This is a genomic window from Halopseudomonas sp. SMJS2 (genome assembly GCF_029866945.1).
GTDB lineage: Bacteria > Pseudomonadota > Gammaproteobacteria > Pseudomonadales > Pseudomonadaceae > Halopseudomonas > Halopseudomonas bauzanensis.
This window is the reverse complement of record NZ_CP123445.1, coordinates 559,042-575,476: the sequence shown is the minus strand read 5'-3', so window position 1 is coordinate 575,476 and position 16,435 is coordinate 559,042. Positions and strand designations below refer to the sequence as shown.

At 61.1% G+C, this 16,435-nt stretch carries 12 protein-coding genes and 2 pseudogenes; 11 read left to right on the top strand and 3 right to left on the bottom strand.

Features of this window, described 5'->3' with window-relative positions; translation table 11 throughout:
* Positions 1-579: 579 nt before the first annotated feature.
* From QAO71_RS02745 to QAO71_RS02710, 8 genes and pseudogenes are all read left to right on the top strand, one after another.
* A pseudogene (locus QAO71_RS02745) lies at positions 580-3,428 on the top strand (valine--tRNA ligase).
* 80 nt (positions 3,429-3,508) lie between these two features.
* A complete protein-coding gene (locus QAO71_RS02740; RefSeq protein ID WP_280165162.1) occupies positions 3,509-4,480 on the top strand; it encodes an ABC transporter substrate-binding protein in 972 nt (323 codons plus the stop codon).
* 59 nt (positions 4,481-4,539) lie between these two features.
* Positions 4,540-5,430 carry an ABC transporter permease gene (locus QAO71_RS02735; RefSeq protein ID WP_136870134.1) on the top strand — a complete coding sequence of 297 codons (891 nt, stop codon included), beginning with the start codon at positions 4,540-4,542 and terminating at the stop codon, positions 5,428-5,430.
* A complete protein-coding gene (locus tag QAO71_RS02730) occupies positions 5,430-6,224 on the top strand; it encodes an ABC transporter ATP-binding protein (protein ID WP_036992897.1) in 795 nt (264 codons plus the stop codon). Before QAO71_RS02735 ends, QAO71_RS02730 begins: the two co-directional genes overlap by 1 nt.
* Positions 6,225-6,436: 212 nt before the next feature.
* Positions 6,437-7,807: a sodium:proton antiporter NhaD gene (nhaD, locus tag QAO71_RS02725; RefSeq protein WP_280165161.1), complete on the top strand. Its 1,371-nt coding sequence runs from the start codon at positions 6,437-6,439 to the stop codon at positions 7,805-7,807.
* Positions 7,808-8,026: 219 nt separating this feature from the next.
* The gene (locus tag QAO71_RS02720) at positions 8,027-9,022 is read left to right on the top strand and encodes an amidase family protein (RefSeq protein WP_280165160.1); all 996 of its coding nucleotides are present in this window, start codon (positions 8,027-8,029) and stop codon (positions 9,020-9,022) included.
* A complete protein-coding gene (locus tag QAO71_RS02715; RefSeq protein WP_280165159.1) occupies positions 9,022-9,450 on the top strand; it encodes an amidase family protein in 429 nt (142 codons plus the stop codon). Before QAO71_RS02720 ends, QAO71_RS02715 begins: the two co-directional genes overlap by 1 nt.
* A gap of 4 nt (positions 9,451-9,454) precedes the next feature.
* A complete protein-coding gene (locus tag QAO71_RS02710) occupies positions 9,455-10,660 on the top strand; it encodes a pyridoxal phosphate-dependent aminotransferase (RefSeq protein WP_036992900.1) in 1,206 nt (401 codons plus the stop codon).
* A gap of 33 nt (positions 10,661-10,693) precedes the next feature.
* On the opposite strand, the gene QAO71_RS02705 is transcribed toward QAO71_RS02710, so the two are convergent.
* Positions 10,694-11,026, bottom strand: a complete 333-nt coding sequence (locus QAO71_RS02705) for a YnfA family protein (protein ID WP_036992902.1) — start codon at positions 11,024-11,026, stop codon at positions 10,694-10,696.
* 120 nt (positions 11,027-11,146) lie between these two features.
* Positions 11,147-11,401 (bottom strand): Rho-binding antiterminator, encoded by a 255-nt coding sequence (locus QAO71_RS02700; RefSeq protein WP_280165158.1) that lies wholly within the window; start codon positions 11,399-11,401, stop codon positions 11,147-11,149.
* A gap of 121 nt (positions 11,402-11,522) precedes the next feature.
* Here QAO71_RS02700 and QAO71_RS02695 point away from each other — a divergent pair.
* Positions 11,523-12,352, top strand: a pseudogene (locus QAO71_RS02695) (DMT family transporter).
* Positions 12,353-12,499: 147 nt separating this feature from the next.
* Positions 12,500-14,326, top strand: coding sequence for an SLC13 family permease (locus tag QAO71_RS02690; protein ID WP_036992904.1), 1,827 nt, complete (start codon positions 12,500-12,502; stop codon positions 14,324-14,326).
* 44 nt (positions 14,327-14,370) lie between these two features.
* Here QAO71_RS02690 and QAO71_RS02685 read toward each other — a convergent pair whose 3' ends face one another.
* On the bottom strand, positions 14,371-15,243 hold the full coding sequence (locus QAO71_RS02685) for a ChaN family lipoprotein (protein WP_280165156.1): 873 nt from the start codon (positions 15,241-15,243) through the stop codon (positions 14,371-14,373).
* 145 nt (positions 15,244-15,388) lie between these two features.
* Between QAO71_RS02685 and yejK the strand changes: the two genes are divergently transcribed.
* On the top strand, positions 15,389-16,399 hold the full coding sequence (gene yejK, locus QAO71_RS02680; RefSeq protein ID WP_036992909.1) for a nucleoid-associated protein YejK: 1,011 nt from the start codon (positions 15,389-15,391) through the stop codon (positions 16,397-16,399).
* The last annotated feature ends 36 nt before the right edge of the window (positions 16,400-16,435 follow it).

Genomic DNA, 16,435 nt, shown 5'->3' with positions numbered 1-16,435 from the left:
GCGGCACTAATACATAACAGTGACTGCGACCTAACTCCGCTTCATAGAAATTACGCCGCCAGAAATACGCTTAAAAAACAATACTTTACAGATCACGCCACAGCCCACCCGTATTTGCTTGACTGCGTCTTTTCATGAATCCATTACTACTGGATAAAAACCCACCTCGCCAGCCACGCTACCGCCCCACCCTCTACAGGCAGGCAAGCCGGTACGCTCTCAATTCGGGTATGGAAGGTAGGCTGTCCTTGGCCCTTGGGCGGGAACGGCTGCAATCCTTGCTTTGAGGTCAACATAGCCCAGAGAATGGCGCTTGGCCATAGTCGGAAAGTCATAGAGGGTGAATGCAGATGTCGGCGCGGCGTTCGACCGGCGCTCAATGCACCTTGCACGCCATGCAAACAAGGATGCGACCACCCTCCCTCCTCGCTATAATGGCCGTTTTTGCGACTCTGTCTCATGGCGCGCGGAGTTCCTGCTTTATATAGCCCCACCGATCGGCGGGCCAGGCGGGACTCCTGTAAGCTGCCGTGGCACCCTTTACCGTCGCCAGCCATATACCGGACAGCCAAAACACCCATGGATAAAACCTACCAGCCCCACGCTATTGAATCCTCCTGGTACCAGACCTGGGAGCAGAACAATTATTTTGCTCCGCAGGGTTCTGGCGAGTCGTACACCATTGCCCTGCCGCCGCCGAACGTGACCGGTAGCCTGCATATGGGCCATGGCTTCAATAACTCGATCATGGATGCGCTGATCCGCTTCCGCCGTATGCAGGGCCGCAATACTCTGTGGCAGCCGGGTACGGACCATGCGGGTATTGCTACGCAGATGGTGGTGGAGCGTCAGCTGGGCGCGCAGGGTGTGAGCCGTCATGATCTGGGCCGGGACAAGTTTCTGGAGAAGGTCTGGGAGTGGAAGGAAGAGTCCGGCGGCAACATTACCCGCCAGATTCGTCGTCTGGGTAGTTCGGTGGATTGGAGCCGTGAGCGCTTCACCATGGATGAGGGTATGTCTGCTGCGGTGCAGGAAGCCTTTGTGCGCTTGCATGAAGACGGGCTGATCTACCGTGGCAAGCGTTTGGTGAACTGGGACCCGAAGCTGCATACGGCCATTTCCGATCTGGAGGTGGAGAACCACGACGAAACCGGTTCGCTGTGGCATCTGCGTTATCCGCTGGCTGACGGTGCGACCACTGCTGATGGCAAGAATTACCTGATCGTTGCCACTACCCGCCCGGAAACCGTGCTCGGTGATACCGCTGTGGCGGTGAACCCGGAAGATGAGCGTTACCAGGCGCTGATCGGCAAGTTCGTCGAGCTGCCGCTGGTCGGCCGGCGTATTCCGATTGTGGGTGATGATTACTGCGACCCCGAGTTTGGTACCGGCTGCGTGAAAATCACCCCGGCCCATGACTTCAACGACTATGAGGTAGGCAAGCGCCACAACCTGGCGCTGATCAACGTGCTGGACAAGAACGCGGCGGTTCTGGCCCGTGGTCAGGTGTTCAATATTGATGGCAGCGTCAATGATGACGTGGACGCTACCCTGCCCGCCGCCTACGCAGGCATGGATCGGTTCGTTGCCCGCAAGCAGATCGTTGAAGACTTCGATGCTGCTGGCCTGCTGGAGAAGATCGAACCCCACAGCCTGAAGACGCCCAAGGGCGACCGCTCTGGTGTGGCCATCGAGCCGTGGTTGACCGATCAGTGGTACGTGTCCACCAAGCCGCTGGCCGAGCCGGCGATTGCCGCGGTGGAAGATGGCCGCATCCAGTTCGTACCCAAGCAGTACGAGAACATGTATTTCTCCTGGATGCGCGACATTCAGGATTGGTGTATTTCCCGCCAGCTGTGGTGGGGCCACCGTATTCCGGCCTGGTATGACGATGCCGGTAACGTCTATGTCGGTCGTGACGAGGCGGAAGTACGCGCCAAGCACAACCTGGGCGATGCGCCGCTGCGTCAGGATGAAGACGTACTGGATACCTGGTTCAGCTCGGGCCTGTGGACCTTCTCTACCCTGGGCTGGCCGGAACAGACCGAAGCGCTGAAGACCTTCCACCCCACCGATGTGCTGGTGACCGGTTTCGACATCATCTTCTTCTGGGTCGCGCGCATGATCATGCTGACCATGCACCTGATGAAGCATGGCGATGGCAGCGCGCAGATTCCGTTCAAGACGGTATATGTGCATGGTCTGGTGCGCGATGGCCAGGGTCAGAAGATGTCCAAGTCCAAGGGCAATGTGCTGGACCCGCTGGATATCATCGACGGTATCGACCTGGAATCCCTGGTGCAGAAACGCACCAGCGGTATGATGCAGCCTAAGCTGGCGGAAAAGATCGAGAAGCAGACCCGCGCCGAGTTCCCCGAGGGCATCGCTGCCTACGGTACCGACGCGCTGCGCTTCACCAACCTGTCGCTGGCGTCCACCGGCCGCGACATCAAGTTCGACATGGGCCGCGTCGAGGGTTATCGCAACTTCTGCAACAAGATCTGGAACGCTACGCGTTACGTGATGATGCAGTGCGAGGACAAGGACACTGGTGTGAATGGTGAGCCCGTGGAATTGACCCTGGCCGACCGCTGGATCATTTCCCAGCTGCAGCGTACCGAGGCGGAAGTAACTCGCCAGCTGGATCAGTTCCGTTTCGACCTGGCCGCGACTGCGCTGTACGAGTTCATCTGGAACCAGTACTGCGACTGGTATCTGGAGCTGTCCAAGCCGGTACTGTGGGACGAGAACGCCCCGGCCGAGCGCCTGCGCGGCACCCGCCGCACCCTGGTGCGCGTGCTGGAAACGGCCCTGCGCCTGGCGCACCCGTTCATGCCTTATATCACCGAAGAGATCTGGCAGCGTATCGCGCCGCTGGCCGGTAAGACGGGCGACACCATCATGCTGCAGCCCTGGCCGGTCGCTGATGACAGCCGTGTCGATAGCGCCGCCGAAGGTGATATCGAGTGGTTGAAGAATCTGATTCTCGGCGTGCGTAATATCCGTGGTGAAATGAACGTCGCTCCGGGCAAGGAGCTGGAACTGCTGCTGCGCAAGGTTGGCAGCGAAGACCAGCGCCGTCTGAACGAGAACGAGGCTTTCCTGCGCAAGCTGGCCAAGCTGTCGTCCATCCAGGTACTGGCCGAGGGCGACGAAGCGCCGCTGTCCGCTACCGCGCTGGTGGGTGAGATGGAAGTGCTGGTGCCGATGGCCGGCCTGATCGACAAGACTGCCGAACTGGCCCGTCTGGACAAGGAAATTGGTCGCCTGGAAGGCGAGGTCAAGCGAATTGGCGGTAAACTCGGCAACGAGGGCTTTGTCGCCAAGGCGCGCCGGCGGTGATCGACAAGGAACGCGCCAAGCTGGCCGAAGCCGAAAAGGCCGTGGCCCAGCTCAGCGAACAACGGGCGCATATCGCCAATCTGTAATCTGGAACCCGTGGCTCTGACATCAAACACGGACACAACAACAAGCAAACAGGGCCTCTGCCGGCCCGATAGGAAATGCAATGAAGTCACCCATCAGTAAATGGCTGTCCCTGGGCGCGCTGGCTGTGAGCCTGGCTACCCCGTTCTCCAGCGCGGTCGCTGAGACCAAGTCGGTGGCGGCTACCGCCATCGTTGAGCACCCGGCGCTGGACTCGGTACGCGACGGCGTCCGCTCTGCCCTGGAAGAAGCCGGCTATACCGGCGACAACCTCAAGTGGCAGTACCAGACGGCCCAGGGCAACACGGCTACCGCCGGGCAGATCGCCCGCAAGTTTGTGGGTGATCGCCCGGATGTGATCGTCGCCATCGCCACACCTTCCGCCCAGGCGGTGGTGTCCAGCACCAAGTCGGTGCCCACCGTATTCGCTGCCGTTACCGATCCGGTCGCGGCCCAGCTGGTGCGTAACTGGGAGCCTTCCGGCACCAACGTCACTGGCGTATCCGATGAGCTGGAACTGGACCGTCAGATGGAGCTGGTCAAGCGTGTTGTGCCCGATGCCACCCGCGTGGGGATGGTCTACAACCCCGGTGAAGCCAACTCCGTGGTCGTGGTCGAGCGTCTGCGCGAACTGCTGCCAACCATGGGTATGACCCTGGTTGAAGCCGCTGCGCCGCGTACCGTAGATGTGGGCTCTGCTGCCCGCAGCCTGGTCGGCAAGGTCGATGTGATCTACACCAACACCGACAACAACGTGGTGTCCGCCTACGAGTCGCTGGTCAAGGTGGGCATGGATACCAAGACCCCGCTGGTTGCTTCCGATACCGATAGCGTCAAGCGTGGCGCCATCGCTGCGCTGGGTATCGACTACTTCAAGCATGGCGTGCAAGCCGGTGAACTGGCTGTGCGCGTACTCAAGGGTGAAGCGCCCGGCTCCATCGCTCCGCAGAAGAGTGGTGAGCTGAGCCTGTATCTGAACCGTTCCGCCGCTGCGGCTCAGGGTGTCACCCTATCCCAGGAACTGATCGACTCGGCCGCCGAGATCATCGACTGATCCAACCTGCGCCGGTGCTCCCACGCCGGCGCAGCCGTTCACCAAAGGCCTAACATTCCATGTCATTGTTTTCCCTGTTTGGCGCCCTCGAAGTCGGCCTGATCTTCAGTCTGGTGGCGCTGGGTGTTTTCATTTCCTTCCGTCTGTTGCGTTTTCCCGACCTGACCGTGGACGGCAGCTTCCCGCTGGGTGGCGCGGTCTGCGCGGTATTGATTGCCAACGGTATGGACCCTTTTCTGGCGACCATCATCGCTACCCTGGCCGGCGCGCTGGCCGGGATGGTTACCGCGGTGCTCAACGTGCACCTGAAGATCATGGATCTGCTGGCCAGTATCCTGATGATGATCGCGCTGTATTCGATCAACCTGCGCATCATGGGCCGGCCGAACATTCCGCTGATCATGGAACCGACGATGTTCAGCATTCTGCAGCCGCAGTGGCTGGCTGACTACATTGCCCGGCCGCTGATCCTGGTGATGGTGGTGATCGCTGCCAAGCTGCTGCTGGATGCCTATTTCGCCACCCGCCAGGGCCTGGCCATTCGTGCCACCGGCTCCAACCCGCGCATGAGCCGCTCCCAGGGCGTGAACACTGGCGCCATGGTGATTCTTGGCATGGCCATTTCCAATGCGCTGGTCGGGCTGGCCGGGGCGATGTTCGTGCAGACCCAGGGCGGCGCGGATATCTCCATGGGTATCGGTACTATCGTCATCGGTCTGGCTGCGGTGATCATCGGTGAAAGCATCCTGCCGGCACGGCGGATCTTCTACCTGACGCTGGCCGTGGTCATTGGTGCGGTGATCTATCGCTTCTTCATCGCGCTGGCGCTGAACAGCGACTTCATTGGCCTGCAGGCGCAGGACCTGAACCTGATTACCGCGGTGCTGGTCGTGATTGCGCTGGTCATCCCGCTGATCAAGCAACGTCTGACCCGCAGGAGGCATGTCTGATGCTCAGCGCACAGAACCTGAAAATCACCTTCAACCCCGGCACGCCGATCGAGACCAAGGCGCTGCAGGGGCTGTCGCTGGAGATTCCCACTGGCCAGTTCGTCACCGTGATCGGCACCAACGGCGCGGGCAAATCGACGTTTCTCAATGCGGTCTCCGGCGACCTGCCGGTGGATAGCGGCGCGATCCTGATCGATGGCGATGACGTCACCCGCTTGCCGGTGTGGAGCCGTGCTACCCGCGTGGCGCGGGTATTCCAGGACCCCATGGCGGGTACCTGCGAAGACCTGACCATCGAAGAGAACATGGCCCTGGCGCAACAGCGCGGGCAGCGCCGCGGCCTGCGCCGAGCGGTGCGCGTGGATATGCGTGATGAGTTCCGCGCCCACCTGGCCACCCTCGGGCTGGGCCTGGAAGACCGCCTGACCGACCGCATCGGCCTGCTCTCCGGCGGCCAGCGTCAGGCTGTGAGTTTGCTGATGGCCGCGTTGCAGCCGTCACGCATTCTGCTGCTGGACGAACACACTGCGGCGCTCGACCCGCGCACCGCGGACTTCGTGTTGCAATTGACCGCGCGCATCGTCGCCGAGAAGCAACTGACCACCATGATGGTCACCCACAGCATGCGCCAGGCGCTGGATATCGGTGATCGCACCGTGATGCTGCATCAGGGCCAGGTGGTGCTGGATGTCGCTGGCGATGAACGCAAGGGCCTGGATGTTCCTGACCTGCTGCACATGTTCGAGAAAGTGCGCGGGGAAAAGCTGGCGGATGACGCCTTGCTGCTGGGGTAAGTGGTAAACATACCGCGGCCTGCGCTCGCAGGCCGCTCACGCTGATAGCAAGTGCATATCACCGTGCAGAATTGATCTCTGACAAGTCAGCCTGCCCGCGCAACGCGGACAATACGCGCACCCCATTCCAGTCACCGGCGACAGCTCGCCCCTGACCCGCAGGCCGGCCCGCGCCTGCACGCAGATTTCAAAATCGAGACGGAGTCTTGTTCATGTATATGTTGATGGCAGTCATCTTTGTGGTTGGCTATTTATGTATCGCGCTGGAACACCCCCTCAAACTCGACAAAGCGGCATCAGCGCTCCTCACCGCGGCCATGACCTGGGCGGTCCTGGTGCTGGGTGCCAACGAGATCCTGCCAACCCTGGCATTGGGCAGCAATGACCCTGCCGACTCCTCTGCTATCGTGGTCAGTGCGCTGCGTCATCACCTGGGCGAAATCGCCGAGATCCTGTTCTTCCTGCTGGGCGCGATGACCATCGTCGAGCTTATCGATGCCCATGGCGGCTTCAAGGTCGTCACTGATCGCATCACCACGCGCCGGCGTGTTTCGCTGCTGTGGATCATCGGCCTGCTGACCTTCTTTCTCTCCGCCGTGCTGGATAACCTGACGACCACCATCGTGATGGTCTCGCTGCTGCGCAAACTGGTACGGGGCCGCCCCGAGCGCTGGTTGTATGTAGGGGTTGTGATTATCGCCGCCAACGCCGGCGGTGCCTGGTCGCCGATTGGCGACGTTACCACCACCATGCTCTGGATTGGCGGGCAGATCACCGCGCAACAGGTGGTCGTCGAGTTGTTCCTGCCCAGTCTCGTCTGTCTGCTGGTTCCGCTGGCCATTCTCAGCCTGCGCTTGAAAGGTGAGGCGCCGCGCCCGCGTTTACGTGCCCATGTCGCTGAGGGCGGTCACGCCACTACCGATCGTGAGCGCAATGCGGTGCTGGCCATGGGTATCGGGGCGCTGTTGTTCGTCCCGGTGTTCAAGACCGTTACCGGCCTGCCGCCATACATGGGCATCCTGTTCGGGCTGGGTGTGTTGTGGGTAGCCACCGAGATCATGCACCGGGACAAGAAGCCGGAGCTCAAGCATCCGCTGTCAGTCATCGGCGTTCTGCACCGGGTGGATACGCCGAGCATTCTGTTCTTCCTCGGTATTCTGCTGGCAGTATCCAGCCTGGCAACGGCGGGCCACCTGGGCCAGATCGCTGTGGCATTGCGCGATGGCCTGGGCAATATCTTTGCCATCAACTATGCCATCGGCCTGCTCTCCGCCGTGGTGGACAACGTGCCACTGGTGGCCGGTGCCATGAAGATGTACCCGACAGTCACCGATGGCATGCTTGCCTCTGCCACCACCGACACCGAATGGCTCAGCCAGTTCGTCACCGACGGCCGGTTCTGGCAGTTCCTGGCCTTCTGCGCCGGCACCGGCGGCAGCAGCCTGATCATCGGCTCGGCAGCGGGTGTGGCGGCCATGGGCATGGAGAGGATCGGGTTCTTCTGGTACATCAAGCGGGTCAGCTTGCTGGCGTTCCTCGGCTATACCGCTGGGGCCGCGGTGTATTTACTGATGTACATGTAAAAATTGACTACCGGGGCGCACTGCGCCCCTGCTCCACGTCGGTCGCGGCCCCACCGTAGTCACCGACGATCCGGTCGAGACACTGAACAGTGACATCATCGCCGGCGCCACACTGGTGTGTTCAAGGAATAGCTCCTCCCCTGATCTGCCCTCCCTTTTCTGCACTACACTGGGGGTGCGACGTGAATGCGGCCCACTGGCTATGACTGGAGGAGCGATATGCGCAACGATATCCTGACCATGACCGCCACCGACCTGCTCGGCTACTATCGAACTGGCAAGCTCTCCCCCGTAGAAGTCTCCGAAGCCATGCTCAATCAGATTGAGCGCCTCGACAGCCATACCAATGGCTTCTGCCTGGTCGACCGCAAGACCAGCCTCGATTTCGCCCGAGAATCAGAGACGCGCTACCAGCGCGGCGAACCGCAGGGTCTGTTGGACGGCGTGCCGGTGGGCGTCAAGGATGTCTTTCTCACTCCCTGGTGGCCGACGCGGCGCGGCTCGCACACTGTCGACCCGGACACCACATTGAACAAGGCCGCCCCTTCAGTAGCTGCCCTGGCACGCCATGGTTTTGTGCCGATCGGTAAGACCACCACCCCGGAGCTGGGCTGGAAAGGCGTCACCGACAATCCCATTGACGGCGTCACCAACAACCCCTGGAATCCAGCCAAAACCGCTGGCGGATCGAGCGGCGGCAGCGCCGTGGCGGTGGCCCTGGGCATGGCGCCTCTGGCACTGGGCACCGATGCCGGTGGCTCCATCCGTATTCCCGCCGCCTTCTGCGGCATCGTCGGTTTCAAGCCCTCCTTCGGTGAAGTACCCCACTGGCCTGCCAGCCCCTTCGGCACCTTGGCTCATGCCGGCCCCATGGCATGGACCGTGGAAGACTGCGCGTTGATGATGAACGTCCTGACCGAAGCCGATCACCGCGACAGCAACGCCGTACCCCGCCGCTCCATCGACTACCTGGCGGCGCTGGAAGGCGGAGTGAAGGGGCTGAAGATCGCCTACAGTCCTAACCTCGGCTTCGTCGATGTAGATCCCGCAGTGGAAGCTGCACTGGCCGAGGCGGTAGCGGTATTTACCGCGCTGGGGGCAGAGGTGACGCGGGTCGATCCTGGGTTTGGTGATCCGCTGGGCGCCTTCGGGCACCTGTTCTATGGCGCGCCGCCAACGCCATCCGCGATCTATCGGCAAAAAAACGCGCCCTGATGGACCCGCAACTGATCGCAGTAGCGGACAAGGCAGCGCAATTGTCCATGCTCGATTACCTGGGAGCGGTCAATGAATCCATGGCCCTGCGCGAGCGCATGGCGCACTTCCATCAGAAATACGACCTGCTGCTGACCCCGGCCCTGCCGATCACCGCCTTCAAGACTGGCCGAGAAGTGCCCGAGGATTGGCCCCATACCCGCTGGCCCACCTGGACGCCGTTCACCTACCCCTTCAACATGACCGGCCAGCCGGGATTGTCGGTTCCCTGTGGTTTTGACAATGACGGCCTGCCCATTGGTCTGCAGTTGGTCGGCGCCCGGTTCAACGACGCGCTGGTGCTGCGCGCCGGTCATGCTTACCAGCAGGCAGCCCCCCTCACTGACCATCGACCAGCACTGTTCGATTCCCGCATCGAGACGGAGTAAGGCCATGTCTTTGAGTAATATCGATATCGAGATGTACGAATCGGAAGATCCGCTGTGGCACCCGTCCGTGCGCGCCATGCCCATGCCGGGCATCCGCAAGATGGTCAACATGGCGGCGTCGATGCCGGACGTGATCCACCTGTCCATCGGTCAACCGGATCTGCCGGCCCCGGACAATGTCGTCACCGCCGCTGTCGAGGCCCTTCGTGCCGGACAGACCGGCTACACCATGGACGCCGGCCTGCCCCAGTTACTCGAAAGCCTCGCCGCCTATTATGGCCACCGCTACCAGAAACCGCTGACCCCGGAAAATGTGCTGATAACCACGGGCGCCACCGAGGCCATCTATCTGGCGCTTACCGCCGTGTCCGCCCCCGGCCGGCATTTTATCGTGCCCGACCCGTCCTTCATTCTCTATGCGCCACTGATCCGCATGAATGGCGGTGAGGTCACCGCAGTACCTACCCATGCAGAAAACAACCACCAACTCGATCCCCAGGCGGTGATCGATGCCATCGAACCCCACACCTATGGCATCGTACTCAATTCCCCCAACAACCCGACCGGCACCGTTTACCCGCGGGAAACCCTCGATGCCATTCTCCAGGAGGCGGCCTATCGCAACATTCAGGTGATCAGCGACGAGGTCTATGACCACCTGATTTACGACGGTATCGAATACCCTTCAGTGCTGGAAACCTGCAGCGACCTCGATAACGTCATGGTGATCAGCAGCTTTTCCAAAACCTACAGCATGGCGGGCATGCGCATCGGCTGGATATTCGCCAGCCAGGCGGCGATCAAGATGTTGCGGCGCTATCACATGTTCACCACCACGGTAGCCAACACACCGTTCCAGTGGGCCGGGGTGGCCGCCCTGCACGGCGACAATGACTTTATCGACAATATGCGGGAGGAGTACACCCGTCGCCGGGATCGGCTGATAGAGCTGGTCGAGGCCACACCCCACCTCACTGGCTACAAGCCGGAGGGTGCCTTTTACATGTTTCCGTCCTTGCCCGAAGGCGTCAACGGCACCCATGTGGCACTGCGGCTGCTCAAGGAAACCGGCGTATGCACCATCCCTGGCGAGACCTTCGGCAATCACAGTAACAACGCCCTGCGGCTCAGCTACTCCACCTCTCTGGACAATCTTGAGAAGGCCTTCGAGCGCATCATTCCGTGGATGGAAAAGCAGGACTTTGATTGATTTCGCGCATGCGCTCAGACGCCTCGGCCGATGTCATACGCTACGCGGCGCAAACATGATGATCGCCATGCCACTCAACGCGACCGCCGTGCCTACCAGATCCCAGACTGTTGGCCGGACCCCATCGACGGTCCAGAGCCACATGATCGCCATGAAAATATAAACCCCACCGTATGCCGCATAGACCCGGCCCGCCGCCGTCGGGTGCAGTGATAGCAGCCAGGCAAAGGCCGCCAGACACAGCGCCCCGGGCACCAGCAACCAGATGGTTTTCCCCTCGCGCAGCCAGAGATAGGGCAGATAGCAACCGAGGATTTCTGCCAGGGCGGTAATCAGGAAAAGACCGAGCGTTTTCAGTTCAGACAACGGGATCACCTTTTGATGAGGGACAAGGCTGGGCTGGCTATTCGTGGGGTGAGCCGCCAAGCCAAGGGATGCTACGAGCCGGCGCCATTTTGTTCAACCTTGTGCCTCCTGCGGTGATCGCTAAGACTCTGCACCAAAGCGAACCTCATGAAAGTGCGGGTTCTCGGCCAAAGCGGTCATGCCCTGCGCCTCTTCCACCACCACCCACTCCCTATTCCCGCCAGTATCCATCAACAAGCACTCCTCCCGCTGCTCGTTATAGCCGGTATCCAGCGGCGTCCCTTCCAGCCGCCGGCCATCCGCCCAGGTCAGGGCAATGGGGATGCGATAGAGGCAGGCAATTTCCAGGTAATCCGACTGATGGCAAGTGATCATGATTGGCACCTTTGGTGAGCAAAAAAGCGAAACAGGCATAAGATGAAGATAGCGCCTGTATCCCGACCAGGCAGGAACCGTTATGAATGAATCGACGTTGCAACCGAGCCCACCCGTTTCGATGAGAACCGTCCTGTTTACCTGCATCGCCATGCTGGCATTTGCCGGTAATTCGATACTCTGCCGGCTGGCGCTCAAGAATACCGAGATAGACGCTGCAAGTTTCTCTCTAATACGCCTGATTAGCGGTGCGCTGGGATTATGGTTGCTGCTCGCGCTACGCCAACGCGGCAATCGCAGTACCGGCTCGTGGTCCGGTGCGCTGTCGTTGAGCATTTACGTTGTCGCCTTTACTTTCGCCTATATCCAGCTGGACACGGGCGTCGGCGCCCTGCTGCTGTTTGGCTCGGTCCAGTTGGGCATGCTGACCTATGGCATATATCGTGGCGAACGCCTTGGTCCCCTGGCCGTGGCGGGTCTGCTGCTGGCCCTGGCGGGGCTCGTGCTGCTATTGCTGCCAGGAGCCAGCGCTCCTCCAGCCGGCAGCGCTGCACTGATGATCATCTCGGGCTCGCCTGGAGCGCCTATTCCCTGCTGGGCCGGGGAGCCGCCGATCCGCTCGCGCTGACCGCCGCGAACTTTCGCAGGAGCCTCCCCATCACACTGGTGCTGTGTTTGCCCTTTCTGGGGGAGCTGCGGCTTGATGGCTGGGGCGCATTCTATGCCGTCCTCTCTGGCGTCCTGGCATCCGGCGTGGGTTACGCCATCTGGTATAGCGCACTTCGCGGCCTTAATGCCGTGCAAGCTTCAACCGTGCAACTGAGTGTGCCTATTATCGCGACGTTCGCCGGCGTCGCGCTATTGAGCGAACCGCTCTCTCTGCGGATAGTCGCGGCCTCGGTCGCTGTGCTCGGCGGGATCGGACTGGTGCTCCGCAGGAAGACACCCTGACGCCCGTCGACATGTCTGCCCACGCTAGCCCGCACAACATGATGCGCATAGACTGTGCGCATCGTCCTTCTCCAGGAACCTGTCCTCCTCGGGATGCCATCACCGCCGCGCCCGATCTGTTGATCACCGGCATATGAGTATGGATGCGTGAATACCGAATTGACCATCGTTCTCGCCCTGCTGCTCGGCAGCATGGTGCTCTTCATCCGCAACAAGCCGCGTATGGACGTGGTGGCGCTATTGGTGATCGTCGCGTTGCCGCTGACCGGCGTGCTCAGCGTGCAGGAGGCGGTGGCCGGGTTCAGTGATCCCAGCGTACTGCTGATCGCGGCGCTGTTCGTAATCGGCGATGGCCTGGTGCGCACCGGGATTGCCTATCAGCTGGGCGACTGGATGGTGCGGCAGGCGGGCAGCAGCGAAACCCGCCTGATCCTGCTGCTGATGCTGACCGTGGCGGGGCTGGGTTCGGTGATGAGTTCTACCGGCGTGGTGGCAATTTTCATTCCGGTGGTCATGAGCGTGAGCGTGCGCATGGGCATTCCCGCCTCGCGGCTGATGATGCCGTTGAGCTTCGCCGGGCTGATCAGCGGCATGCTGACACTGGTGGCCACGCCGCCCAACATGGTGGTCAACAGCGAGCTGGTACGCAATGGGCTGGAAGGGTTCTCCTTTTTCAGCTTCACCCCCATCGGCCTGGCCATACTGGTTTGTGGCATCGGCTATATGCTGTTTGTGCGTCGCTGGCTCGGTGGTTCCGGTGCCGGCAAGGACGAGCCGGATCGCCAGACCATGCATGATCTGGCGGAGTTGTACCGCCTGCCGGAGCGCGAGCGCCGGCTGCGTATCAATGCGGATTCGCCGTTGATCGGTCGCCCGCTCAACGAACTGGAGCTGCGCAGCGAGTACGGTATCAACGTCATTGCTATCGAGCGCCAGCGACGCTTTCGCAATCTGCTGCAGGTGGCCACCGGCAATACGGTAGCGCAACCGGGCGATATCCTCCTGGTCGACCTGGCCAGCCCGGCGATTGCCCTGCTGGGCGCCTATCAGGAAATCGGTGTCACCCCGCTGGAGCTGGAAACCTCCTACTACAGTACCCATTCCCATCAGCTGGGGTTGGCTGAGGTCGCCCTGCCGCCGGAGTCGCGCCTACCCGGCAAGACCATTCAGGAACTGGAGTTTCGCAGCCGTCATCGGCTCAATGTGGTGGGCCTGCGGCGCCATGGTGAGGCGTTGCCGGGGCTGTTGGTGGATGAAAAACTCAAGGCCGCAGACACGCTGCTGGTCGCCGGCAGCTGGAAGGATATCGATCGGCTGCACCTGCTGACCCGGGATTTTGTGTTGCTCAGCCTGCCGACCGAAATCAAGGAAGTGGTGCCCGCCGCCCGCAAGGCGCCCTATGCGCTGTTCAGCCTGGGCGTGATGGTGGCGTTGATGGTATCCGGTGTGGTGTCGAACCTGATGGCCGCCTTGATCGGTTGTCTGCTGATGGGCACCTTCAAGTGCATCACCATGGATTCGGCCTACAAGGCGATCCACTGGCCCAGCCTGATCCTGATTGTCGGCATGCTGCCCTTTGCCCTGGCGCTGCAGAAAACCGGCGGCATCGACCTGGCCGTGGGTGGGCTGTTGAGCCTGTTCGGTGATGCCGGGCCGCGTGCGCTGCTGGCCACGCTATTCATTGCCACTGCCGTGACCGGGCTGTTTATCTCCAATACCGCCACTGCGGTGTTGATGGCACCGGTGGCGGTGGCGACTGCCCAGGCGATGGGAGCGTCGCCCTACCCCTTCGTGATGACCGTGGCGCTGGCCGCCTCGGCGGCCTTCATGACGCCGGTCTCTTCTCCCGTCAACACGCTGGTGCTGGACCCGGGCGGTTACCGCTTCAGTGACTTTCTGAAGATCGGTACGCCCTTCACCGTGTTGGTGCTGATCATTACCCTGTTGTTGGTGCCGGTGATTTTTCCGCTGTAGATATCGGCGTAGCGAATCTGTCCTCCATCATTGCGGCGGGGGCTTCAGTCGTCAGTTTGCTGCCACTGCGCACAATGATCCTTTTCCGGCCCAGCCGGGGTCAGCCACAGATAATCGGCTTGCTCAGCGCCTGGCATCGACTTGCCCGCCTCGTGCAACATGACCACCACTGGCGCAGGTCCGTCCAGGTGTAGCGGTACGCCCAGGTCCTTGCGTACATGGAAGTTGCCAGCCAGCAACAACGCCGGAGCCGGTGCTGCGATCAGTTGTTCACCCATGCGTACATCACGTTGCTGCTGGATGCCGCGCATGGCGCTGAGTTGCGGCTCGGCTATCTGCCCGCAATGGGATGCTTCGATGGTTTCGCGCAGTTCGGCTAACGCCTGATCGGAATAGCGAGGCGAAACAGCTACCGGCGTACGGTACAGGGTGGTGATCTCCTCCCGATCGAGATTGGCGGCGTGCAGGTTGACGCCCTCCTCCAACGCCCAGATAACAATGGGCCCGTATAAACTCCAATCCCAGCCGGGACTCCAGTCCAGTTGCTCCGCCAGCTGTTCAGGCTGCGCTTCGATATCGTCGTTCTGCAGGCTGTCCACGGCGGACTGTTGCGAGGGCGTAAGCATTTCCAGCAACAGGCTCGCCTGCGGCCGCTGCTGCTGCAATTGACGCAACAGCCAGAGTTGCAGTTGATGATGGTCCACATTGTCATGCTGCTCGCCGACCAGTACATGCTCGGCCTGGGCCAGACGTTCGACCAGATCATCAGCCGACAGCCACAACCCCGTGGCCGTATCCAACACCTGCCCGGTTCGCTCCGCCTGCGCCATGGGTGTGTTGTGCCACGGCGGCAGCGGCTCGGCGGTCGCCAGCACGGCCCAGCTCAACAACAACCCGCTCAGCATCATCCGCTTCATATCCACTCCCATGCAAAAACCAAAATGACTCCGGCCCCAGCGCATCGTGATTTGCGACATATCGGCAACTGGAGTACCTTGCTGCAGCTGACCGCATCGGTTCAGCCGATCGTTGTTTACCTGTTCTACCGCTCCGGATACCAGTATGCCCATCGACAACAGTATTGTTCATCAGATTCACAAGAAGCCTGACGGCCAGCCCGCCAGCCTGACCCTGCGCGATGCCGAGCTGGGCAATTCCGAGGCGCTGGAACAGCTGTTGGCGGGACTGATAGAGGCATATAACAGCAAGCCGAACAAGGCCTGGGGTTATTTCCACGAGGAAAGCGGCGCCTATCCGTTCAGCGGCTGGCTGCAGCAGTTGCTGGATGAGGAACAGGACTTTGTCGGCTTTACCAAACAGTCTGCCGAACACCTGAAAACCCTGATGGAAGGCTCCAACCTGGCGCTTGGCGGCCATGTGCTGTTCATTCGCTACCGCCAGGGCATGACCGCCTTCCTGATCATCGCGCTGCTGCACCACACCGAAGGCGTAACCGTGACGGATGATCTGGAAGTGGCTGCGGCCCGCCACCTGGATCTGTCGGCGTTGAACATGGCGGCACGCATCAACCTCACCGAGTGGAAACAGAACGCTGCGTCCAAGCAGTACATTTCCTTCATCCGCGGGCGCAGCGGCAAGCGCGTATCGGATTATTTCAGGGATTTCATCGGCTGTATCGAAGGCGCCAACCCCGAGCAGGAAACCTCCACCCTGCTGCAGGCGTTCCAGGATTACGTCGGCGAGGCGGATCTACCCTCCGACCAGCTCAAGGACAAGACCAAGGCCATGAGCGGCTACGTCAGCGGCCAGGCCCGCCAGGGCGAGCAGGTAGCGCTGGAGGAGTTGTCGGGGCTGATGGATGAGGAACAGCCGCGGGCCTTCTATGACTACATCCGCAACAAGGATTACGGGCTGAACCCGGAAATTCCTCCGGATAAGAAGACCCTGAACAACTTTCTCAAGTTCTATGGCAAGGCTGACGGTTTGTCGATCAGCTTTGAAGCGCACCTTTTGGGCGACCGGGTGGAGTATGACGAAAGCGATGACTCGCTGGTGATCAAACACCCGCCGAAAGGGCTGATCCAGCAGTTGCGTAACAAGCGTAAGCCCTGAAAGTAAGGCGGAGGCAAGCCATTTGCCTCCGCCTCA